The sequence below is a fragment of the Bifidobacterium sp. KRGSERBCFTRI genome, from assembly GCF_025908335.1.
On the sequence record NZ_CP109653.1, the window covers coordinates 1,069,909 to 1,091,577 of the forward strand.

Annotated in this window: 19 protein-coding genes, 1 tRNA gene and 1 pseudogene; 14 read left to right on the forward strand and 7 right to left on the reverse strand. The window is 57.9% G+C overall.

What is annotated here, in order from left to right:
• Positions 1-31: 31 nt before the first annotated feature.
• The gene (locus tag OGI63_RS04490) at positions 32-235 is read right to left on the reverse strand and encodes a hypothetical protein (RefSeq protein WP_004218815.1); all 204 of its coding nucleotides are present in this window, start codon (positions 233-235) and stop codon (positions 32-34) included.
• Between the two features lie 24 nt (positions 236-259).
• Positions 260-652: pseudogene (locus OGI63_RS04495) on the reverse strand (ClbS/DfsB family four-helix bundle protein).
• Positions 653-898: 246 nt separating this feature from the next.
• Here OGI63_RS04495 and OGI63_RS04500 point away from each other — a divergent pair.
• Entirely contained in the window at positions 899-1,090 is a 192-nt protein-coding gene (locus OGI63_RS04500) for a hypothetical protein (RefSeq protein ID WP_225842312.1), read from the forward strand.
• Positions 1,091-1,258: 168 nt separating this feature from the next.
• Positions 1,259-1,573: a hypothetical protein gene (locus OGI63_RS04505; protein ID WP_225842314.1), complete on the forward strand. Its 315-nt coding sequence runs from the start codon at positions 1,259-1,261 to the stop codon at positions 1,571-1,573.
• A 23-nt stretch (positions 1,574-1,596) separates the two neighbouring features.
• On the opposite strand, the gene OGI63_RS04510 is transcribed toward OGI63_RS04505, so the two are convergent.
• Positions 1,597-1,980: a hypothetical protein gene (locus OGI63_RS04510; RefSeq protein WP_004218819.1), complete on the reverse strand. Its 384-nt coding sequence runs from the start codon at positions 1,978-1,980 to the stop codon at positions 1,597-1,599.
• Between the two features lie 169 nt (positions 1,981-2,149).
• Here OGI63_RS04510 and OGI63_RS04515 point away from each other — a divergent pair, with 169 nt between their 5' ends.
• From OGI63_RS04515 to OGI63_RS04540, 6 genes are all read left to right on the forward strand, one after another.
• Entirely contained in the window at positions 2,150-2,551 is a 402-nt protein-coding gene (locus tag OGI63_RS04515; RefSeq protein WP_004218820.1) for a (deoxy)nucleoside triphosphate pyrophosphohydrolase, read from the forward strand.
• A gap of 52 nt (positions 2,552-2,603) precedes the next feature.
• Positions 2,604-5,729, forward strand: a complete 3,126-nt coding sequence (locus OGI63_RS04520; protein ID WP_004218821.1) for a DUF3427 domain-containing protein — start codon at positions 2,604-2,606, stop codon at positions 5,727-5,729.
• Positions 5,730-5,975: 246 nt separating this feature from the next.
• Positions 5,976-6,710, forward strand: a complete 735-nt coding sequence (locus tag OGI63_RS04525) for a Fic family protein (RefSeq protein ID WP_225842317.1) — start codon at positions 5,976-5,978, stop codon at positions 6,708-6,710.
• A 450-nt stretch (positions 6,711-7,160) separates the two neighbouring features.
• Entirely contained in the window at positions 7,161-9,110 is a 1,950-nt protein-coding gene (locus tag OGI63_RS04530) for a DUF262 domain-containing protein (protein ID WP_004218823.1), read from the forward strand.
• 238 nt (positions 9,111-9,348) lie between these two features.
• Positions 9,349-9,861 (forward strand): Panacea domain-containing protein, encoded by a 513-nt coding sequence (locus tag OGI63_RS04535; protein WP_004218824.1) that lies wholly within the window; start codon positions 9,349-9,351, stop codon positions 9,859-9,861.
• 17 nt (positions 9,862-9,878) lie between these two features.
• Positions 9,879-10,373 carry a Fic family protein gene (locus tag OGI63_RS04540; protein ID WP_004269065.1) on the forward strand — a complete coding sequence of 165 codons (495 nt, stop codon included), beginning with the start codon at positions 9,879-9,881 and terminating at the stop codon, positions 10,371-10,373.
• Here OGI63_RS04540 and OGI63_RS04545 read toward each other — a convergent pair.
• The 3 genes from OGI63_RS04545 to OGI63_RS04555 all read right to left on the reverse strand — a co-directional run bounded on the left by OGI63_RS04545 (position 10,370) and on the right by OGI63_RS04555 (position 12,834).
• Positions 10,370-10,849 carry a GNAT family N-acetyltransferase gene (locus OGI63_RS04545; RefSeq protein WP_004218826.1) on the reverse strand — a complete coding sequence of 160 codons (480 nt, stop codon included), beginning with the start codon at positions 10,847-10,849 and terminating at the stop codon, positions 10,370-10,372. The two genes, OGI63_RS04540 and OGI63_RS04545, sit on opposite strands and share 4 nt — an antisense overlap.
• Before the next feature lie 66 nt (positions 10,850-10,915).
• A complete protein-coding gene (locus OGI63_RS04550; RefSeq protein WP_004218827.1) occupies positions 10,916-11,713 on the reverse strand; it encodes a DUF1295 domain-containing protein in 798 nt (265 codons plus the stop codon).
• 107 nt (positions 11,714-11,820) lie between these two features.
• Positions 11,821-12,834, reverse strand: a complete 1,014-nt coding sequence (locus OGI63_RS04555) for an iron-containing alcohol dehydrogenase family protein (protein ID WP_004218828.1) — start codon at positions 12,832-12,834, stop codon at positions 11,821-11,823.
• A gap of 380 nt (positions 12,835-13,214) precedes the next feature.
• Here OGI63_RS04555 and OGI63_RS04560 point away from each other — a divergent pair, with 380 nt between their 5' ends.
• The 6 genes from OGI63_RS04560 (at position 13,215) to OGI63_RS04585 (ending at position 19,645) form a co-directional block, all read left to right on the forward strand.
• On the forward strand, positions 13,215-13,715 hold the full coding sequence (locus OGI63_RS04560) for an S-ribosylhomocysteine lyase (protein WP_004218832.1): 501 nt from the start codon (positions 13,215-13,217) through the stop codon (positions 13,713-13,715).
• A gap of 112 nt (positions 13,716-13,827) precedes the next feature.
• A complete protein-coding gene (locus OGI63_RS04565; RefSeq protein WP_004218833.1) occupies positions 13,828-14,352 on the forward strand; it encodes a GNAT family N-acetyltransferase in 525 nt (174 codons plus the stop codon).
• Between the two features lie 75 nt (positions 14,353-14,427).
• A complete protein-coding gene (alr, locus tag OGI63_RS04570; protein ID WP_012754372.1) occupies positions 14,428-15,795 on the forward strand; it encodes an alanine racemase in 1,368 nt (455 codons plus the stop codon).
• 109 nt (positions 15,796-15,904) lie between these two features.
• Entirely contained in the window at positions 15,905-17,986 is a 2,082-nt protein-coding gene (gene dnaG, locus OGI63_RS04575) for a DNA primase (protein ID WP_004218835.1), read from the forward strand.
• Between the two features lie 214 nt (positions 17,987-18,200).
• A complete protein-coding gene (locus OGI63_RS04580; protein ID WP_004218836.1) occupies positions 18,201-19,394 on the forward strand; it encodes an SLC13 family permease in 1,194 nt (397 codons plus the stop codon).
• A 177-nt stretch (positions 19,395-19,571) separates the two neighbouring features.
• A tRNA-Arg gene (locus OGI63_RS04585) sits at positions 19,572-19,645 on the forward strand.
• A gap of 50 nt (positions 19,646-19,695) precedes the next feature.
• Here OGI63_RS04585 and OGI63_RS04590 read toward each other — a convergent pair.
• Positions 19,696-21,543: a 1-deoxy-D-xylulose-5-phosphate synthase gene (locus OGI63_RS04590; protein ID WP_004218838.1), complete on the reverse strand. Its 1,848-nt coding sequence runs from the start codon at positions 21,541-21,543 to the stop codon at positions 19,696-19,698.
• Positions 21,544-21,669: the final 126 nt, after the last annotated feature.

The window sequence follows — 21,669 nt, forward strand, 5'->3', positions numbered from 1 at the left end:
CAATGCGTCACGTGACGCACACGCGGCTCATCTACATGCGCGGGTGGCGGATGAGATGGAAGATCAGCATTCCAACGAACCATAGGAGAGTCGGGACAAGCACGTCCAACACGCCCCGGACGGTGGTAAGTGAATGCCAGCCATTCTGGAAGCCGGTGAGCACTACCGTGATTACGGCGAACACAACGGTGCCAAGGGCCATTCGCAGCACTTCACGTGAATCTGGTTCGCGCATGGTTGACAAGGGTACTCCCTTCGCCTACTCAATGACGTCCCGGCGTGCCATCTCGCGTTTCCAACGGCGGATCTTCATGCGGAACGACGTGAATGGCGCCACCGTGTTGACGTGGATCCACTTCCACACCGGCCACGCGGAAGGGGTGGAGGAAGCCCACTGACGGTGTCCCGGCTCGAACAGTTCCTCTTGGGAGAACGCCGTAATCATCCAGCACAGGTAGCTGATCTGCTCGTTGAAGGTCTCGATCATCTGGTCGGGAGTGGTGTCGCGCTAGGTTTCGTAGAACATCTCATACAGCTCACCTAATCGGTTCCACGAATACTCGGGGGCGGGCATGTGCATCACGTGGCCTTCCTGCTCGGCATGCTCCCAATCCAGCAGCAGACCTATCCAGCCAAGTTGGTAGGCGAGCATCTGCCGCCTTTCTTCATGATTGCATCGACCAGGTCGGTTCCGGATTCATATGTCGCCATGATGTTCCTTCCTCTATTCTGTGTTCGATGTGGTGTCCCGCGTCGTGGATTCTACGGATTGCATGGATTGCCGAGCGGCTTCACGGAGTTCGCGAATGGCGAGGTGCTTGCGCAAAGCCACTGCCATGTCGAGGTACGGGTCGCCGCTGCGGGATTGTGGCTGTGCAGAGTGCCATGCGTTGTGCTGATGCGCGGGACGTCATACTTGCTGTTCGCGGCGGCAGTAGTGGTGCCGGTGTATTGCCTGGTGTTCTGGCTGTTGACGGGTTCCTACCACCCGTCCACCATTGCGGCCTTCCTGCTGGTCGAATGGCTGTGTGTGGGAGTCGGTGTGTATATGCTGCGATCTGTGAGAAGCCTCGACGATTACGCGAAGTGATACGGTGGGCGAACATCGGGGCCACATTGCCATGTTCGATGGACTTGCGGCGGCGGAGGATCCGTCTGCCACACTCGATAATACAGTATGAGATGCAGAGCCTTTTGCAATCCACTGGACAATGAGGTACGAGGAGACCCAATGACGCAGGGCATGGAAAACCGAACAATGGCACAGTGCGAGGGCGCCGATGACAAATGCAACATCTGCCCGGTCAGGTCGTGGGTACAGCAGCATAGGACGCTGCTCATCGTGTGTTTCGGCGTACTGGGAGTGCTACTGCTGCTTATGCTCGGCAGCCGTAAGACCGTGCTCAACATCGCGAATCAGCCCTCGCAGGCTGGCGGCAACGCGGCGAAGGTGATGGTCATCGATAATCATGGGTTCTCGATGTTCCAGTGGCTCACCATCGGCAATGGTTCGAACAACCGCCCGACGAACAGCGGCAATACATCGAACTGCGCAAATGCGAAGCGTGACTAAGACGGCGACGGTATCATTTGTGCTTAGGCATTGCGCGCGAGGAGGCTCGCGATGCGCTGTGCCAGCATTTCCGGTGTCATGAGCGCGTACAGGTCTGCCGAGAGTTCGTCGATGATCGATGGCGCAAGCGCATCTGTTAACGCCTTCTCATTCCCGTTGAAATGTCGGAATAGCGCATGGAAGAGAAGTGAATCATGGCGTATCCGTGTGACTGAATACGCGCCATCCTCCAAAGCCCATGCCACCTTCGTGTGCTCGTCGTCATCCAGTTTCTCTTTGTTCGGATACAGTTTGCGTTCCATGAGTTCGTAGAGCACGTCGAGCAGATCGATCCGGTCGGTGGCCGAGCCTTCATCGAGGGTGTGCGCAATGAGCTGTGGGTCGACCTGTTCTAACGATTGGCGCATATTGGAGTTGGGTATTTCGTTTCGGGGATTGCCTCGGAGATTCCATGCTCACATGGTAAAGCAGATGCCTGGCAACAGAGTCGTCTTGATTTCCCTGTTGCAGCTCCGCAAATCCACGTTGTATCCTGGTCCCGATAGTTTTCCGGAATATACAGGCTATGGGGGATGCATGGAAGAGCCGAAACTGATTAAAGTGGTCGGAGCCGCCATCATCAAAGATGGCAAGGTGCTGTGCGCGCAACGCGGCGCAGGCAAATCTCTCGCCGGGTATTGGGAGTTTCCCGGTGGCAAGATCGAAGCGGGCGAGACACCTCAGCAGGCGCTCCAGCGGGAGATCGAGGAGGAGCTGCTCTGCGAGATTGACATCGACAAGAAGGTGTGCACCAGCGACTACCTCTACGATTTCGGCAACGTGCAACTCACCACCTTCCTGTGCCATCTCATCGAGGGAATGCCCAGACTTACGGAACATGAGTGCATCGAATGGGTGGAGCCTTCGCAGATGCCCCGTCTGCGCTGGGCGCCAGTGGATCATGATGCCGTGACGCGAATCTCCGGCATGGCATTCTGATGTTTCCGAATAACCCCGATCATAAGCGAATCATAAGTGACGGAACATAAATATGAGCAGCCAGTTTCAAGCGGACAACACCTTCGTCAGGCAGAGCCAGTCTGCAACCGAACCGCTGGAATCTGCGGATCACGGCATCGTCGATGGTGTGCTGAGCGGTTTGATCCGACAGAATGATCTGGCACAGGAACGATTCGTGCCCAAGCTCATTTCAAATCAGCCGGGAAGCACAATGGGGGATGCGATTCGAGAGGAGCTAAGGGAAAGCGAGACGTTCGACATCTCCGTGGCATTCGTCAGTGAGAATGCGCTGAAATCGATGTACCAATCGTTCCTGGACCATGCAGAGAACAGCGAAAAAACCAATCGGATCATCACCTCCACCAAGAACTATTTCAATACGCCCAAGGCCTTCAAGGAACTCCTGAAACTCCAACGTGAGGCCAACGTGGAAGTGCTCATTTGGGAACAACAAAGCACTGAAGGAGTTTCAGCCAATCAGCCGTTCCATCCGAAAGGGTACCTTTTCACACGACGTATGGAGGAGGGTGATCGCAGCTACTACAACCTGTATGTTGGTAGTTCGAATCTCACGTCATTCGCTTTGCAGAATCAACGTGAATGGAATCTTCGTGTCTCGTCGACGGGCGAAGCGCAACTCATTGAACAGGTCAGGGAGGAGTTGGCAGACCAGGTCAGTCAGTCCGTGCCGTTGACCGATGCATGGTTGGCGCAATACGAGGAGGAATTCAGGAACTACACGCCTCCACGCACGCAGATTCTACGACAAACGCGCACGGCAAGGATCGAACCGAATGCGATGCAGCGTGACGCGCTCGCCAACATTCGGAAACTGCGTGAGGAGGGTGAACGGAAAGCTGTCGTCATTTCGGCGACAGGCACGGGCAAAACCTACCTCTCCGCCTTTGATGTACGTCAATTCCAACCGAAACGCATGCTGTACGTGGCCAATCGCGATACGATTCTCAAGTCGGCTCGCGAATCGTATCAGCGTGTGCTCGGTTGCGACGAGGGCGAACTCGGTCTGCTCACCGGTAACAGTAAGCAGCATGACGCAAAGTATGTGTTCGCGACAGTCGACACGTTGCGTCGCCATATGATGGAGTGGTACGAGCCCGATGATTTTGATTACATCCTCATCGATGAGGCTCATCATTCTGGTGCAAACAACTATCGCTCGGTCATTGACTACTTCTCCGAAGCCGATTTCATGCTGGGCATGACGGCGACGCCGGAACGAACTGATAATTTCGACATCTTCACCCTGTTCGATCACAACATCGCCTATGAGATCCGTTTGCAGAAGGCCCTCGATGAGAATATGCTGTGTCCGTTCCATTATTATGGCGTACACGAATTCCTGGGAGCAGACGGCACCCGAGTTGATGCGACTGAGGGGATTTCGAAAAAAGACAAGCAGCAGATCCAGTATTCACTCGAAGAACTGACCGAGCCTTCACGCGTGCAGTACATCATTCGTAAACTCGAACAATACGGCTCGTACGACCAACCTGTGACGGGACTGGTGTTCTGCTCCGGGGTGGAGGAGGCAGAACGACTCTCGGAACTGTTCAATCAGCAGACCAACCAGCAGGCGGAACGCAATTACAGAACTGTCGCCATCAGCGGCAAAACCGCAGGGAGAGATGTGGAAGGAGCCATTGATCGGCTTGAATCCGGTGATCTTGATTACATCTTTACCGTTGATAAATTCAATGAAGGTGTCGATATCCCTGCCATCAATCAGATCGTGATGTTGCGCAACACCGAGTCCAGCATCGTGTTCACGCAGCAGTTGGGACGAGGATTGCGCAAGTTCCCGCACAAGACCTGCGTTACCGTCATCGATTTCATTGGTAACTACGAGAACAACTATCTCATTCCGGTTGCGTTGTACGGCAATGCTGGCGATAGCGATAGCGCGCGCAAGAACATGCAACGAGAATCGATCGGCCTGTCGTCGATCAGTTTCGATGAGATATCACGCAAGCAGGTGCTCAAATCGTTGGATACGGCTTCGTGGTCCGATATGAGGATGTTGCGCGACAAGTATTCGGTGATTCGCAACGAGCTTGGTCGGATTCCGATGCTGACGGATATCTATCGCCATGATCCATCCTTGGTGATGACAATGGCGCAGAAAGCCAACAGTTATTATGACTTCGCGCGTGACACGGAAGCCATGCTATCGCGCAAAGGTCATGATGAAGGATTCGCGGATGCGCTTGTGCCGATCGATACGCAAGGAGAACAGTGGCTCAAAATGGCCACCGAAGTGCTGTTGGTTGCAATCCGTCCGCAAGAGCTTGTCATCCTTGACGAATTGATCAAGTCATGCGCTGGTGGCTCTGTCTCGCTGATCCCGACGGAACAGTTGAGGGAAACAGTTGCGCGACGATTCCCCGCGTCGTACCACACCGCTGCACAGTTCGAATCGGCGCTCAGCGTGCTCGACTGGTCGTTCTTCGACGCATCCACCAAGAAATCGTATGGGGAACGCGCGCTCATCGAACGCATCGGAGACGGGATTTGCCTTGCGCCGGAGTTCATCGCGATGCTCAAGAACAACGCCACGTTCCACCGCTTCTTCGTGGACAATGTGCGCACTGGCCTGAAACGATTCGAAGACCTTCTCGAGGAAGCGGCGAAAACCGGCCATTCGTTGCAAGACGACCGCGGATTCGTCTACGAGCATCGGTACAAGATGTTCGAAGTGGAACGTCTGCTCGGGTGGAGCAAGCAGATCAACGGCAGCAGCGTCGGTGGCTATCTGCTCCCCAAAGACGAAAAAAGCATGCCAGTGTTCATCAAATATGCGAACAGCCAGTACGCCGACCGTTTCCTCAATCCACAGGAAATGCACTGGTATAGCAAAGACAGGCGTAGCACCGCATCCCGCGAAATCAAATGGATGGAAGAAGGAAAGGGCAACGAGGAATGGAGTGAGAATCATTTCATCCCGCTGTTCGTCATGCGTAAGGCGGACGCCGAGAAGCTGAAGATGTACTATTACGTGGGTCGTGTGGGGTCATATTCGAATCTGCACGAGACGAAGCGTGACAATGACGGCGAGAGTATTGGTCTTGTGGAGATGGATCTGCGGCTGACCAAGCCTTTGAGCACGGAACTGTATCAGCATCTGACAGGGGATGCGTAGCGCGATATGCGCTCGGTCAGCGGAATGCGCACCTATCGGAGGGATATGAGACCATATCTTCTCGAACGGCAACAAGCGCACGGCGAGGAAGAGGGCGCTCGCGATTCCCGTCATGCAAGCCTGGAGCGTGCGAATGAAATCGGTCTTCCTGGAATCTGGTGAATACTGCCATGTGTGAGGGGTTTTAGATCACGCCAGATGCGTGATCTATGCAGTTGTATTGATGACTGGGCTTATCTTGCAACTATGGAAAAGCAGATTGAAGCGTGGAAAGAATTGCGGCGTCTCGACGCGCTAATGCGACGACTTGGGAATCGATATCCTATTGTTCGAGCCTTCTCTCGTCTTGAATCCAAAATCTCCTGCAGTCTCGATGGGTACGATGCTTCACTTGAAGATGTTCTTTCCTATCCAGAGCGCTACATCATCGAGCGTCGTAGAACCGTGGGTTCTGAACGTGCGATATTGAACTATTTGTATACGTTGGGATACGGTACCGTGATGGTTCGCGGTGGGCAGCCATTGGATTGGAAATTCGTTCGTGAATTGCATCGGCAGCTTTGCGACGGATTGACGGCTGCCGAACCGGTGCTGGTTGCACCTAGAAATATGGCATCGGGAACGATGGATGACCTGTTCGCGTGGTGGGATAACAATGATATCTCCGACTCGGTGATTGATGACATCATTCGGTTTCATTACCGTTTTCTAGCGCTACGCCCATTCGCACAGGGCACTGGCAGGATGAGTCGGTTGCTTCTCTTACTGCAACTCATTGCCAGAGGCGTGCTTCACGAGCCGATACTCACCATGTCGATATGGCTTGAAGGCAATATCGCGGAATACCGCACATGTTTGGATGAGGCAATACTACGTGGGAACGAGCAGCCACTGCTGATGTTCTTCCATGACGGCTTTAGCGATTGTGCCGGCGCCGCGTGTAACAGCGTCGTCAGTCATTCTGACTCCTACCGTATGTAGGTTCCGGCTTCTACCGTAGTAAGTATTGCATTTTGCGAGATCCTGAATTTGGCCTCCTCTACTTGTGTAAGAGGGAAAAGAATATAGGAAGCTGAGCGCCGAATTTCGGTAAAACGGACTAAATAGTCGACGCTGCCATCGCGAATGACGATAATGCGTTATACATTCCATGCGGTGCGAGCGAATCATTGTTTGGATATTGGTAATTACTTAGAGGTAAGAACGAAGCGGATGAGATGCCACATGATGCATCGCGGCTAGAGATGCTCTGGCATGGCAAGAGTGATCGTATCTCTAAGTCACCTGAGTTCTCCAAGTTTTTATGATACCGGTTTTGATAATTTCTTGATTTATTTTGCCGCAGGTCACAATGGGCCAGATGAATTGATCTGAAGATCCAGATCATTTACAATGCAGTCAGGTCAACAGCGGATGCGGAAGGTGTGCATTATGCAGATCATGGCTGAGACGAAGTCGTTGGAAGAATTGATGCCGATGCGAGGCAATAACGCCTACATCATTCCTGAATATCAGCGATATTATTCGTGGGGGGAGGAACAGATCGAACAACTGTTCAACGATATTCAGCAGGAGGATCCTGGATATTATGTCGGCAATCTCCTCGTCACAAACCACCGGGATTCCGAATCAACTGTAGATGTCATCGATGGTCAGCAGCGACTCATCACGCTGTCATTGTTCCTCTTGGCAGTATGGGAGCATGCGACGAAATTCATGGATGAACCGCAGAAAGACTCTGGCAAATATATCAGTGAGGAACAGGAGGAACTCATTGGCCTTCGTCGCGATATCAAGCGCCAGCTGCTCCTCGAAGAGAAATCCAGAATGCCACGCCTTCAATTGTTGGAACCGGATAGCAATGGATATCAGGCGCTCCTTGGGGTGGTGTTCGGTGAGCGGCCGGTCAAGATCTGGCATCGCACTTTGCCGAAACGGTACAAATATATTTCGCAAAAGCTGTTCGCTGATGAGTTTCGCACGCCTGAAGAATTGCAGAGTTTCTACAATAAGCTCAATTCAATCATCACATTGCGAGTCAAAGTCACTGGCCTTGAGGATGCACTCACTGTATTCTCGTCGTTCAACTCGAAAGGCAAGCCGCTGACGCTCCTTGATCTCCTCAAAGTTGAGTTCATCAGGGCGGGCAACGAGTATCTCCATCAAGACAGCGACGAAGTGCTCAGGTCATGGGACCGTTTAATGAGTGAGTTCAGCGATCAGCAAGGCAATACCAACGATGCTGCTGTCACCCAGTTCCTTCTTAACAACTACGATGCGTTCGAGAACGACAGCCGCTCTTCCGTTACCAAAGGCAAAGCGCTGCGATATTACCAGAGACTCATTGATGGTAAATATAAAAAAGGGGAGGACTATCTGCGCACGATGGTCCGTCGCGCGCAGACATTCGCGCAGATCGTTATGCCGGAGAGAGCTGCATCGGAGCATCGGGAGATCACAGAACGTCTCAGCAAACTTGGCAAGCTTGAGTCAACCCAGCTCTACCCGTTGCTGTTCTTTCTGCTGGAGAACCGTAGCTGGCTGGATCTGGACGCTAAACGGTTGAGCACATTGTTGGATGCGATGGTCGCGTTCTACGTGCGCCGAAATATCACGCTGGTACCGAAATCGTCGAATATTCGTGCGATGATGCTCGATTACATTCGTGAGATCCAGTCGAAAAAGCTTAAGGGCGATGATGTAGTGCGGTGCATTGTCGGCAAATTGGGCGCGCTCCCGCAGATCAATGACGATGCCGTTCGCAGTGCACTGCTCGAGTCCGGCATGTATGACAAGAACAAGAACACCACGCGCTTTCTACTCATCGAGCTTGAACGCCGACTGCCTGGCAGTGACCTATTCAACAAGGCGACACCTGATAACCTCGATGAGTACGACAATAAGACGCCGCGCTGGACGATCGAGCACATCTTGCCTGAGGGTGCCAATCTGCCGGAGTGGTGGAAGGAGGCGATTTCGCCGGATGACCCGTCGAACGCCGGAGAAATACAGGAACAGGTTGTGCATATGCTCGGTAACCTTACGCTAACTCCGTATAACTCCAACCTAAAGCAGCTGCCGTTCGCCGCGGATCCGCCGTATCAGGAGGGAGAGGCGAATTATGTGAGGTCGAAGCGGGACTACCGGCGCGACGGTCAGTTCGTTGGTCTGCGTGAGAACTTAAAACTCAACAGTTCGCTTACTGAACCGAGACAGCCGATCGATGAGAAGCGTGATTGGACGGCGGCAGATATCAAGCGTCGTACCGCCGAACTCGCCGATGCCATTGTCGAACTGTTCGATTTCCCGGAGGTGGAGGCTCCCGGTGACAGTGCCGTAGAAAGTCATCTAAGCAAGGTGACGGATCCCAAGGCTTCCTGACTTTTCCGCAGCTGAATTCCACCAGTCGACTGTGTGAGACAAATGCAGGTGCTGTGCAAAAAGTGACATAGACTGCAATGTTTTTGGACTTGGCACGGTTCCTCATTGCCGTGCATGAAGAATGTCCACAAGGTGAATCAGTCGCGACGAATTCAGTGGTGAATAGGTGGTTGCGGGAGTATAAGCTGCTATTTGTCTATAGTGGAGGTGTCGAACATAGCGAACCTGGAGGTGGGCAATGCTGGCGTCGGATGTCGCACGGCACATCGTGGCGCACTATGGCGACGCGTGGTTCCTCACGAATCTGAAGCTGAACCTGCTCGTCTACTGGTGTCAGGTCGGGGCATTGCGCGACGCCGGTGCGCCTTTGTTCGCCGATGAGATCGCGGTCGGCGAATGCGGGCCGGTCATACCTGCGATCTGGGCGGAATACGAGGCGTTCGGCTCGCGCATGATCCGCCTGCGCGACGAATGGCAAGTCAAAGCGCTGGGGGAGAACACCGAGAGCCTCGTCGCGAGCGTGATGCGTGAGCTCGGTTGGCTGACGGCGGCCGATCTGCTGAATCTGTCAAACCATCCGGATGGGGCGTGGAATGCGGCGCGTGAGCAAGGCTATGAGAGCATTTCCGTGTCGCATATCGCCGGCTCTGCCGACATGCGACGCGAAGTGAGTGAGCGCACGCTGGCCGCCTGTGTGGACGGGGTGGAGCGCAAATACCCGAATGCGCTCAGATTGCTGGAGCATTCGTGATGGAAGGGGAGCGGAAGATGGGCAATGCCGAAGACGGTGCCGAACCGATTGCGCTCGACGGCAAGCAGATGCGCATGGATGCGCTTGCGGAATCGGTGTTCGAAGTGTATGTGGAGACGATTCGCGGCACCGGACTCGACATCACGCCGACGGCGCCCGCTGCGGTGGATGAGCGAATCCTCGGACGTGTGCAGTCGGTGCTCGGCTCTACGTTCCTGACGTTCTTCGGCATAACGCCGCGCGAACGATATGCCGACGTGTTCGAGCAGATCTCCGATTTCGCGTCGCGTTTCGCGAAAGACCATATTTTCCCGGACGGCAACAAGCGCACGGCGGTGAAGATGGCGCTCGCGATCCTCGCGATGCATGGCTGGAACGTGCGCGCAGACGATGCCGAGGAGCCGGAACGCAACGAGCTGTACCAGTGGGTGCAGAGCATCGTCACCGGCCGTTGCGATGCCGGGGAGCTCGCCGCCTTCCTGCGCGGGCACGCGGTGCGTTTGGAAGATTAGAGAATCTGCTCCATGCCGTATCTGTACACGCTCATGCCGAGTGACTCGTAGAACTTGACGGCGGCTGGATTCGCAGCCCAGGCGTTGAGCGTCACATTGTGGTAGCCGTGTGCACGGGCATAGTCGAGCACATGGTCGTACAGCTCAGTGCCCACGTGTTTGCCGCGCGCACGCTCGTCCACGCAGATGTCGTCGATGTACAGCGTGCGAACCGGCTGCAGATTGTTGGCGCCCGCATGGTTCTCATCCATGCAGAACGCGTAGCCGAGCAACGTGCTATCGGTGTCGGTTGCGACGAAAATCGGGCGGGAATCGTCTGCGATGATCTGTGCGAGTTCGGTGGGCGTGTATTTCGTCTTGCCCTCGATGAACAGGTCGGGGCGACCGTGTGCATGCACGTCGTTGACCTGACGCAACAGTTCCATGATGGCATCGATGTCGCCGGCGTTGGCATGACGGATGGTGAGGTTCGACATGATTCCCTCGTGTTTCTGCAGGGTTGCTTTCGGTTATTCAGTGTAGATTCCGGTGTGGCCGCCAACTCAGCCGATGAGCCACTTTGCATTGCTCAAGCTATGCAGCGGGATGAACGGGATGAGAATCGGTGTGTGTTCGGAATAGTGCCGGTATTGCGGGTCGTCTGCATATTCCTTGTTCTGCCGCAGCTCGAGTCTGCGCGCGCCGCCGAACATGATCCAGCAGATGCACAAGTAGCCGCCGATTGCGGCGATCCATTGCCAGGCGCCGTCGAGTATCGTGACGCCGGAGACGAACACGCCCGTCCAGGTGACGATCTCGCCGAGGTAATTCGGGCAGCGCACCATGCGGAAGAGCCCGACATCGCAGAAGCGGTGTGGGTGTTGCTGCTTGAACCGGTTCTTCGTGAGATCCGCGGCGGATTCGAGTATGATGCCAACGCCCATGATCGCCGCGCCCACAATGGCGACGGCGTCGGTTCCCGCATGGTTCTGCAAGCGGAAGGCAATTGGCGAGGCCTCGCATGCGTAGAGGAGCGCGCAGCCGACCCATGTGAGAAGCCTGAGCGGGAGCTTGACATTGTTCCCGTTGTCGATTGCCTGTTGCATCACCTTGTGGTAGGAGGAGCTGCGGTATTCGCGTGCGAGCAGATAGCCGCCGAGCCGTAGTCCGTACACGACCAGCAATGCGGCCATGATGGCGGTCACGGCCGTCAGCTCATGCCGCACGCCGAACATGATGAGCAGCGCGGTGCCAATGGCCGCGATGGAGAAGCCGTAGCCTATCGAGATGAACCAGATGTAGCGGTGAAAACCCACTGCGCTGACCGCCAGTGCCACGAGGAAAATAATCAAGAATGTCATACTTCAAGCATATTCGCTCGGTTTGGGATGTCGCGGGTTTATGGCGAATAGAGCCGTGGGCGCATTTCGCCGTTTCGGGTGGAATGCGCCCACGCAGGGTGTATGGATCAGAATGCTTCGACGGTGCGCATCGCATCGATGATCTGGTCGGCGGTCACGTCGGGGACGGCCGCGTGGAACGGGGAGCCTGGATCTGCGGCGAAATCGGCCACCGTCTTGAGATTCTCGTCGGTGAATGGCAGGTTCATCTGCTTCCAGGAGTGGGGAAGCCCGATCTTGTTGTAGAAGGGCAGTAGATCGCGCGCCTCGTCTTCCTTGCCTTCGGTGATGAGCTGCACGAGCACGCCGTAGGCCACTTTCTCGCCATGCATCGTCTCCGCGGAGCCGGGGATGCGGGTCAGCCCGTCGTGCACGGTGTGGGCGCCGGATTCGCGGGCCCGCACGCCGCCGAAGCCGCCTACGGTGCCGGCGATGCCGATGATCGTGTCGATCAGTGTGCGTACATGCGGGTCGTCGTATGCGCCTTGGTTCAACGCGTCAAGCGCAGGCTCGCTTTCGCTCAGCAGTGTGTCGCGCACAAGACGCGCGCTCTGCCGCGACAACTGGTCGAATACGGTCAGGTCGTCAGCTTGGGCGAACACAGGGTCGGACTCGTAGAATTTCGCAATCGTGTCGCCAATGCCGCCAATGAATTTCTCCGGAGGCGTCTGGGCGATCATGGCTGAATCGACGAGCAATGCGACGCTGTTCCTCGGGTGCACGGGCACGCCGAGGAAGCGGTGTTCGTCGTCATAGTCCACCGAGTATGGCGAGTAGGCGGCGCAGGCGCAGGCCAGCGTGGGGACGATGATCAGGTCGACGTCCATCATCTCGGCCACGTTCTTTGCAGTGTCCGACAGTTTGCCGGCGCCGATGGCAATGATTGCGTCCGCGTCGAGCGCCTTCGCCTGTTCGGCGAGTTCGCGTGCGTTGCGTTCGCTCGACGAACCGTCGTAGCGCAGAACGGGTGCGAAGAACTCGTCTTCTCCCGTATAGTCGAGGAACGCGTCGGCGGATTTGACGCCGGTGATGATGACGGGGTGGTCATAGTCCTCGATGTACTTGCGGACCTCTTTGGCCACTCCCGGTGTGCTGATGTAACGGTTGGGACGGGACGGACGTCGGAATCCTGAACATTGGTTGCCATGGGTGTGCTGTTCTTTGCGAGATGAAACGGATATGTATAGGTGGCATGCCGCGGCAGAGCGGCAGTGGTCTGGATTCACAGGCTCATCCGTGCTATCTGCGGTCACGCGCATGTGCCCCGCGGTGAAGAGCTTGTGGCAACCGCGGTGTGTTGAGGACAATAGTAGGCAATCTGTTGACCAGGTCAGCCTGAAGTGAATAATTAGATAAACAAAAAAAGATTGCCTAGTAAAGATGTGCGGGCAGGTGCTGGAAGCGACGGCGGGTGCCGGCGCTACACTGAGTGGGACGCACTGTTACAACGGAAAGGGCGGTCATGGCAGACGAACCGAATACGCAGAGCAAGCCGGTGGTCGAAAGCTTCCAGCTCGACCATACGAAGGTGAAGGCGCCGTATGTGCGCTACATCGATACGGAGACCGGCCCGAACGGCGATGTGATCTCGAACTACGACCTGCGCTTGGTGCAGCCGAACGAGAACGCGATTCCGACGGGTGGGCTGCATACGATTGAACATACGATTGCAGTGCTGCTGCGCGAGCGCATTCCCGGCTACATCGACTGCTCCCCATTCGGCTGCCGCACCGGATTCCATCTGCTCACGTGGGGGGAGCATTCCACCGAGGACGTCGCCAAGGCGCTCAAGGAATCGCTCGAGTTCATCGCGAACGAAGCCACGTGGGACGACGTTCCCGCCACAACCATCGAAAGCTGCGGCAACTACCGCGACCACAGCCTGTTCACGGCGAAGGAATGGGCGAAGGACATTCTGGCCCAAGGCATCAGCTCCGATCCGTTCGAGCGCAAGGTGGTCTGAGTCTTCCCGGGAATGTTCATATGCGCCGTCATATAGCAGGCGGCGCATATATTGTGTGAGCCGGAATGCCATACAGGCTGTGCAGGAATTCGCGAATGAGAGGAGAAACGGTATGCAGGACGCCACGAACAGGCGTTTTCGCCACGCGACCATGAAGGACTACCCTCAGATGGAGCGCATCTACGCGCATGCCCGCGAACTCATGGCGCGCAATGGGAATCCGACGCAGTGGGGGAACGCGTTCCCGAAGCCGCAGACGGTGAAGGAAGACATTCGCGAGCACCGGGCGATCCTGCTGGCAGATACTTTGGGCGGCAAGGAACGCATTCTCGCACAGTTCGCGCTGTGCCCGGGGCTGGACCCGACCTATGCGAAGATCGAAGGTGCGTGGCTCGACAACGACTCCTATGTGACGATCCATCGCATCGCCTCGTCGGGCCTGGTGCGCCATGCTGCACGCGACTGCATCGAATGGTGCCTCAAACACTATGGCAATGTGCGCGTGGACACACACCCCAACAACAAGGCCATGCAGCATGTGCTCGAAAGCTGCGGATTCGCCCGTTGCGGCCTGATCCAGCTCATCGACCGCACCGAAGACACGACGCGCATCGCCTACCAACGCCACGAGTGGTGAGCCAATGGGCCCGTGGGGTGCGAGTCCACGTCCCACGCATACCCGCTTACGCACTCGTCATACGAACAGGCCACAATGGTGTGCATGAGCGTGAGTGCACTTGAAGAATGGCAGTTTTCCTCCGAACAGGGCGAGCGCAACTATAATCAGGCGCTGCGTGAATACCCTGCGCAGGTGATCGTCGATCTCGCCGCGTTGCGAGACAACATGCGCCACTTGGTCGATATCACCAATCGCGAGGGCGGTCCCACCGAGGTGATGGGAGTGGTGAAGGCCGATGCGTATGGGCACGGTCTGGTCCCCTCCGCTTTGGCTGCGCTCGCCGGCGGCGCCACGTGGCTCGGCGTGGCGCAGGCCCGCGAGGCGCTCGCATTGCGCAATGCCGGCATTGGCGTTGATCGGGCCCGCGTGCTCACGTGGGTGAACAATCCGCTGCATGCTCCCTACGATGACCTCATTGCAGCCGATGTGGACCTTTCGGTGGCCACCCTGACTGCGATTCAGAAGATTGCTGAGGCCGCGCGAGCCGTTGGCAAGCCAGCGCGCGTGCACATCAAGGTGGACACCGGCTTCGGGCGCAACGGGTTCACATTGGCCCAGATCGACTCCGCCATCGACTTGCTGCTGCCGCTGGTCGACGAAGGGGTGTTTGAGATCGTGGGCCAATGGAGCCATCTGGCGGTGGCGGATGCCCCTGCCGTCGGCGAGTTCGTTGAGAAAACCGACGAACAGATTCGGGTATTCGAGGAGTTCACCTCGCGCCTGCATGCACGCGGGATCGAACCGCGAATCCGGCATCTCGCCAACACGGCTGCCACACTGAGCCGCCCCGAGATCCATTACGACCTGGTGCGACCGGGCGTAGCGTTGTATGGCTATGAGGCGGATCCGGCAATGGGCACGCCGTCGAAGTACGAGCTCAGGCCGGCGATGACGTTGCAGGCGCAACTGAGCTCCGTGAAGAACGTGGGCGCCGGTGAGGGGCTGTCCTATGGGCGCGTGTATGTGACCGATGAGCCCACGAGCGCGGCGATTGTGCCGGTGGGCTATGCGGATGGCATTCACCGTTCCGCCTCGGGATTTAACGAGGCCGGTTCGAAGCACGTGAACAAGCCGGGCGCGCCGGTGCGGGTGATGACGCGCGATGGTGCGCGCATATTCCATGTGAGCGGCCGCGTATGCATGGACCAGTTCATACTTGACCTGCATGGCGACGCCGAGAACATGGGTGTGCATATAGGCGATACGGTGGAGCTGTTCGGGCCAGGGCGCGGCGAGGACTATCTTGAGCCGACCGCCGACGACTGGGCGCGGGCGGCCGATACGATCAGCTATGAGATCTTCACCTGTTTGCGCAACCGTGTGCCGCGATTGTATGCGAATGCGTTCGAAGTGCTCGACGAGACGGACCTGGGCAAGCTCGACCAGAGCACGCTGCTGTGATGTGCCCGTACACCGCCATTGCATGAATCGCCGCGAAGGCGCGCAGATTCTGCGGAAAATACGCCGATGACGCTGGGGAATCCTTCGCCTGCCTGATATGCTATGCCACATGGCCGGGATGATTAAGAAGGAAGACATTGAGCGCGTACGCAACGCGGCGGATCTGTACGACATCGTCTCCGCCACGGTGGCGCTCAAGCCCTCGGGTGTGGGCGCCTATGTGGGCCTGTGCCCGTTCCACGACGAGCGCACGCCGAGCTTCAACGTCCGTCCGTCGGTCGGCTCATGGCATTGCTTCGGCTGCGGTCGTGGCGGTGATGTGTTCAGGTTCGTGCAGGAGCAGGAGAACATAGACTTCCGCGAGGCGGTGGAACTGCTTGCCGACAAGTACCATATCGAGCTGCATTACGAGAACGCCGGCGGTGCGAACGACTCGCATAGGGGCACCAAGCGCGCACGTCTTCTTGAGGCGAACGAGGAGGCCCAGAAGTTCTTCGTGAGCCAGATTCTCACCGAGGAGGCGCTGCCCGCCCGCAAGCTGCTCGCCGGCCGCAATTTCTCGCAGCAGGACTGCGCGCGGTTCGGCTGTGGGTATGCGCCGCAGGGCTGGGACAACCTGGTGCGTCATCTGGCCGACAAGGGCTTCACCCAGCAGGAGATGCTCGACGCCGGGCTCGCGCGCCAAGGAGCCCGGGGCATATACGATTACTTCCGCGGACGAGCCACATGGCCCATTCGCGACTCGACGGGCCGTACCCTCGGGTTCGGCGCCCGCAAGCTCTACGACGACGATTCGATCGCCGCGAAATACATCAACACGCCCGACACCCAGCTCTACCACAAGAACCAGGTGCTCTACGGCATCGACCTGGCCAAGCCGCAGATCGTGAAGAAACGTCAGGTCGTGATCGTCGAAGGGTACACCGATGTGATGGCGATGCATCTGGCAGGCGTGGACACCGCCGTGGCCACCTGCGGCACCGCCTTCGGCGAGGAGCATGCGAAGATCGTGCGCCGTCTCATCTCCGACGATTCGCTTGGCGGCGTGCAGCTCACCGGTCCGCTCAGGGTGGAAGGCGAACCGCTGAGCTCGCGCATCGTATTCACCTTCGACGGCGACGCGGCCGGCCAAAAGGCAGCATTACACGCCTTCGGCCTTGATTCCTCGTTCCAGACACAGACCTTCGTGGCCGTGGCAGACAACAACCTCGACCCCTGCGACCTGCGCATCGAGCGCGGCGACGACGCCTTGCGCGCCCTCGTGGTCAACGCCCGGCCGTTGTACGACTTCGTGATCGACGTAGCCATAGGCAAGTTCGACACCCAATACGGCACCGGCCAGATGGGTGCCGTCAAGGCGGTGGCGCCCCTGATCGCGCGCATCAAAGACAAGAGCCTGCTCGACCTCTACACGCGCAAGGCCGCCCGCAGGATCGGCATCGATCTGACGATCCTGCAGCGTGAGGTGCAATCCGCACGACGTGCGCAGCATGTGCCGAATGAGGACGCCTATGCGTCACGCCAACGCGGTTACGACCGCAACTATGAACGCGAACGTGAACAGCCCCCAATGAACGAGGCGCGTATGCGTGAAATCGAGCGTGGCAATGCGAGATCCCAGCATTTCCACCGCATCGACGACAACGTGTTCATCACCGAGATGCAGTTCATGGCCACGCTGGTGCAGATTCCGCGCGCCGTCAACGCCGAGCTGTTCAAGGCCCTCACCGTGCATTGCTTCTCCACGCCGGTGTTCCAGACGATGTTCGAGGCGGTGGAGGCCGCCGGTGGCCTTCCGGAACCCGGCACGTCGCCCGGGCAGTGGCTCCATGCGCTCACCAAGGCGGGAGGCCCGCTGCTGGCACCGGTCATCACCGAGCTGGCCGTGATGAATCTGCCATTGCCCCAGAACATGGCGAACGGCAATGCGGCCCAGACAGGCCAACAGGAGCCGGGCAGCCAGTCCGCCCAGCCGATGCCCGAGGCAAGCGCGGAGCAGAGGCAATATGCCAACCAGCTCACCGCCAGTCTCATCGACACAGGTTACATGCGAAGAATCGGCATCCTGCGCCAGCAGGCGAGTCGTGCGACGAACACGCATGACCAGATCCGGTTGTTCGGCGCGATCACCGAGGTCGAGCGCGAGCGCAAGGACCTGCAGTCGCAGATCTTCGGCTCCGCGGCCGGCTGAGTCGATGCATCGGACCGAGCCGGTGCCGGCCATGACCGTTTTGACTCTGTGGAAAACTTTTTTGGGCAAAACGGTCGGCAACGAACGGCAATGTTTGCAAGTGCAAATGGCGTCATCCACACGTATTTGGTCGGGAAAACCGTGCACGAAATCCCATGTGGCACCGGTATTTCGTGTAGGATAGTAACGTTTTCGACAGAGTGTGGAGGAGTGAATGCGACATCGTGTGGGTGCATTCCTGCGTGGCGAAACCATTCTCATAGTGGCTACGCTGCTCGCATTGATTTCCTGTTTCATTGTTCCCCCAGACTGGCACTATCGCGAATACGTGCATGTGAGCACCATTGCGCAGCTGATCTGCCTCATGCTCGTCGTATGCGGGCTGCAGCGCGTGGGCGTGTTCCGCATCATCGGCGCGAAGCTGCTCGAACACGTGGATACCGCACGCGGACTCGTGCTCACGTTCATCTCGCTCACGTTCTTCTCGTCCATGCTCATCACGAACGATGTCGCATTGCTCACATTCGTGCCGTTCGCACTCGCCGTGCTCAAGATGGCGAAGATGGAGGACCGCGCGATTCTCGTGTGCACATTGATGACGATCGGGGCGAACACGGGCAGCATGCTCACGCCGATCGGCAATGCCCACAACCTCTACTTCAAGGCGCTCACCGGCATGTCCACCGGGCATTTCCTGGCGGTGATGGGGCCCTATACGGCGGTCTCGGCGGCGATGCTCATTGCCATCACCTGCATTGTGTTCCGCGGGCGCAGGCTCGAGGGCATCAGCGGCATGGACTCCAAATCGATCGAGCATGGCGTGCTTGCGCCGGATTCCACGAAACCGCAGCCCGACGAGATCCACGTTACCGGCTATGGCGCCGGTTATGGCGGCTGGCGTGTGATTGTCTACGCCATCACGTTCATCGTCTGCGTGCTCGCCGTGGGCGACCTCATTCCGCTCTGGGTCATGTGCGTGGTCGTGTTCGCCGTCATGATGGTGTGCGACCGCCGCTCGTTCCGCCACGCGGACTGGGGCCTGCCGCTCACGTTCATCATGTTCTTCATTTTCATCGGCAACATGAGGCGTGTGCCCGAATTCGCCCAGCTCGCGCAACAGTGCGTGGGCGTGCACCCGCTCGGCGTCTCGATCCTGTTCAGCCAGGTGATCTCCAACGTGCCGACCTCGCTGCTGCTCGCCGGCTTCTCGAACGCCTACGTGCCACTCATCATCGGCACGAACCTCGGCGGCTTGGGCACGCTCATCGCCTCGATGGCTTCGCTCGTCACCTACAAGCACTTCACGAAGATGTATCCCAACCAAAAAGGCAAGTACCTCAAGGAGTACACGAGCTTCTGTGCGCTGTTCGTACTTGTGCTGTTCGGTCTGAGCTGCATTCTCGAATAGTATGCGGATGGTGGCGTGATGATGGTGCTGTTGCGAAACGGGAGGTCGGAGTGCTGTGCGGCATGCTCGTGGCGGTGGGCGGCAACTTCGCGATGCTCGCCGCCAAGCAGATTCGCCGCCGTGCCTAGAGCGACCGGCGTGCGCTGTGCAGCCCTATGGCTATACTAGGTACGGTTTGGCCCCGTAGCTCAGCTGGATAGAGCATGTGACTTCTAATCTCAAGGTCGACGGTTCGAGCCCGTCCGGGGTCACTTCAAGCGAGGATTCCATGGAATCCTCGCATTTTCGTATGTATGGGGCGTTAGTCGAGCAGTCCGTGGATGCGCGAGCAGATCGACTCGACGGTCATGCCATAGCGGCTGTTGAGCTCGGCGAGCGGCGTGCGGTCGGTGAACTCCTTGTCGGCGCCGAAATTGAGCACGCGCATGGTGCAATCCGGCATCATGTTCGCGTAGAACGCCGTGATCTTCTCACCCCAGCCACCCTCGAGCTGGCCGTCTTCGAGCGTGACCACCACGCGGTGATCCTCGGCGAGCGAGCGCAGCGTCTGCTCGTCAAGCGATGAGAACTGCAACGGGTTGATCAGCGTGGCGGCGATGGCAGGGGAGGAGTCTGCAAGCCGTTCGACCACGGCATGTGCGGTCGCGAACGCATTGCCCAGGCCGAGCACGGCGACGTCGGTGCCGTCCGAGACCACGTCATAGCCGAACCAGGGTTTGAGCAGATCGGTCTTCTGCGGGGCGAGCGATGCCTCCGGGTCGAGTTCGCCGGCACGCTCATCCTTGAGAATCGTGTCGCCCGGCACGCGGATCACCACCGGATGCGTGTTGCGTGCTGACGTCGACCAGCCGAGCATGTCGAGGAACATGCGGCGCGAAGTGGGAGCCAGGCAGGTCAGCCCCGGAATGTTGCCGAACATCGCGATGTCGAAGGCGCCCGAATGCGTGTTGTCGGCGTCGGAGAGACCCGCGCCGAAGGAAAGGAGCGTCACCGGGGTGTCGTTGAGGGCGAGCTCCTGCTGCAATTGGTCGAAGGTGCGCTGGAAGAACGTGGCGGAGGTGGCCACGACGGGTCTGCCACCGGCCTTGGCGATGCCAGAGGCAAAAGCCACGGCATGTTCCTCGGTGATGCCGGTATCCACATAATGTGCGCCGGCGCGCTCACGGAAGTCCTGCGTGATGCCGTTGGAACCGGGCGTGGCAGGCGAGATGACCACCAGCCCCGGTTCGGTGGCGAAACGGCGTTCCAGCGACGCCATGGCAAGACCGCCATAGTATTTGCGGGCGCCAAGCGAAGAATCTGCCCGTGAGAGCGGATTCTGCCAATGGTTCGCCTCACAGCGGCCTTCGCACACGCCTTGTGCGGCATCCTCGGCGTCGAGCCCCAACCCCTTCGTTGTGTGAATGTGCACGACCACCGGATGGTCGATGCCGTGCACCTCCTCGAAGGCACGAATCAGCTCATGCACATCGTTGCCGTGCTCCACATAGCGGTAGTCGAGTCCGAAGTCGCGGAACAGATTGCGTTCGCCCCTGCCGTGCGACTCACGCATTGCGGCCAGCGTCGCATACATGCCACCATGGTTCTCGGCAATCGACATCTCGTTGTCGTTGACGAGAATGATCATATTGCCGCCTTGCTCGGCGGCGTTGTTGAGCCCCTCAAACGCAATCGCCGAGCTGAGGGCGCCGTCGCCGATCACCGCGATCACATTGTTCGTCTGCGCCGTGCCCCCCGCAGCCCGTACCATGTCACGTTCCTTCGCCATGCCGCATGCCAGCGAGATCGACGTGCCGGTGTGCCCGAGCACGAAATGGTCGTGCTCGCTTTCCCCTGGGTTCGTGAAACCGGTCACCGTGCCGAACAGCTCGGCCCTGCGGAACGCCTCGGCGCGCCCCGTGAGCATCTTGTGCACGTAGCTTTGGTGCGACACGTCGAACACGATCTTGTCGAGCGGCGATTCGAACACGACATGCAATGCCACGCACGCCTCGACCAGACCAAGATTGGAACCGATATGGCCGCCGTACCTCTTGCCGTATTCGACAAGCGTCTCACGGATCTGCGCGCACAGGGCATCGAGCTGCGTGGGATCCAGCAGCTTCACGTCGGAAGGCGACAGCACTTGAGACAGAAGGTCGTGTGTCATGAGATTAGTGATCCCTCTCTATTCCGCCGGGCAGGCGTTCGCAAGAATATGCGGGCATTCCAACATTCGCGTCGCATATGGTCAACTTCATGCACATATTATAGTGTGAGAGCTATAAGGCATCAA

Coding starts and splice junctions, on each gene's coding strand:
- OGI63_RS04545 (WP_004218826.1), bottom strand. CDS start 10,849: ATGTCGAACCTCACCATCCGTCATGCCAACGCCGGCGACATCGATGCC.
- OGI63_RS04520 (WP_004218821.1), top strand. CDS start 2,604: ATGAGCAGCCAGTTTCAAGCGGACAACACCTTCGTCAGGCAGAGCCAG.
- OGI63_RS04540 (WP_004269065.1), top strand. CDS start 9,879: ATGGGCAATGCCGAAGACGGTGCCGAACCGATTGCGCTCGACGGCAAG.
- dnaG (WP_004218835.1), top strand. CDS start 15,905: ATGGCCGGGATGATTAAGAAGGAAGACATTGAGCGCGTACGCAACGCG.
- OGI63_RS04490 (WP_004218815.1), bottom strand. CDS start 235: ATGCGCGAACCAGATTCACGTGAAGTGCTGCGAATGGCCCTTGGCACC.
- OGI63_RS04535 (WP_004218824.1), top strand. CDS start 9,349: ATGCTGGCGTCGGATGTCGCACGGCACATCGTGGCGCACTATGGCGAC.
- OGI63_RS04500 (WP_225842312.1), top strand. CDS start 899: ATGCGCGGGACGTCATACTTGCTGTTCGCGGCGGCAGTAGTGGTGCCG.
- OGI63_RS04580 (WP_004218836.1), top strand. CDS start 18,201: ATGCGACATCGTGTGGGTGCATTCCTGCGTGGCGAAACCATTCTCATA.
- OGI63_RS04550 (WP_004218827.1), bottom strand. CDS start 11,713: ATGACATTCTTGATTATTTTCCTCGTGGCACTGGCGGTCAGCGCAGTG.
- OGI63_RS04525 (WP_225842317.1), top strand. CDS start 5,976: ATGGAAAAGCAGATTGAAGCGTGGAAAGAATTGCGGCGTCTCGACGCG.
- OGI63_RS04530 (WP_004218823.1), top strand. CDS start 7,161: ATGCAGATCATGGCTGAGACGAAGTCGTTGGAAGAATTGATGCCGATG.
- OGI63_RS04560 (WP_004218832.1), top strand. CDS start 13,215: ATGGCAGACGAACCGAATACGCAGAGCAAGCCGGTGGTCGAAAGCTTC.
- OGI63_RS04590 (WP_004218838.1), bottom strand. CDS start 21,543: ATGACACACGACCTTCTGTCTCAAGTGCTGTCGCCTTCCGACGTGAAG.
- alr (WP_012754372.1), top strand. CDS start 14,428: ATGGTGTGCATGAGCGTGAGTGCACTTGAAGAATGGCAGTTTTCCTCC.
- OGI63_RS04515 (WP_004218820.1), top strand. CDS start 2,150: ATGGAAGAGCCGAAACTGATTAAAGTGGTCGGAGCCGCCATCATCAAA.
- OGI63_RS04565 (WP_004218833.1), top strand. CDS start 13,828: ATGCAGGACGCCACGAACAGGCGTTTTCGCCACGCGACCATGAAGGAC.
- OGI63_RS04505 (WP_225842314.1), top strand. CDS start 1,259: ATGGCACAGTGCGAGGGCGCCGATGACAAATGCAACATCTGCCCGGTC.
- OGI63_RS04510 (WP_004218819.1), bottom strand. CDS start 1,980: ATGCGCCAATCGTTAGAACAGGTCGACCCACAGCTCATTGCGCACACC.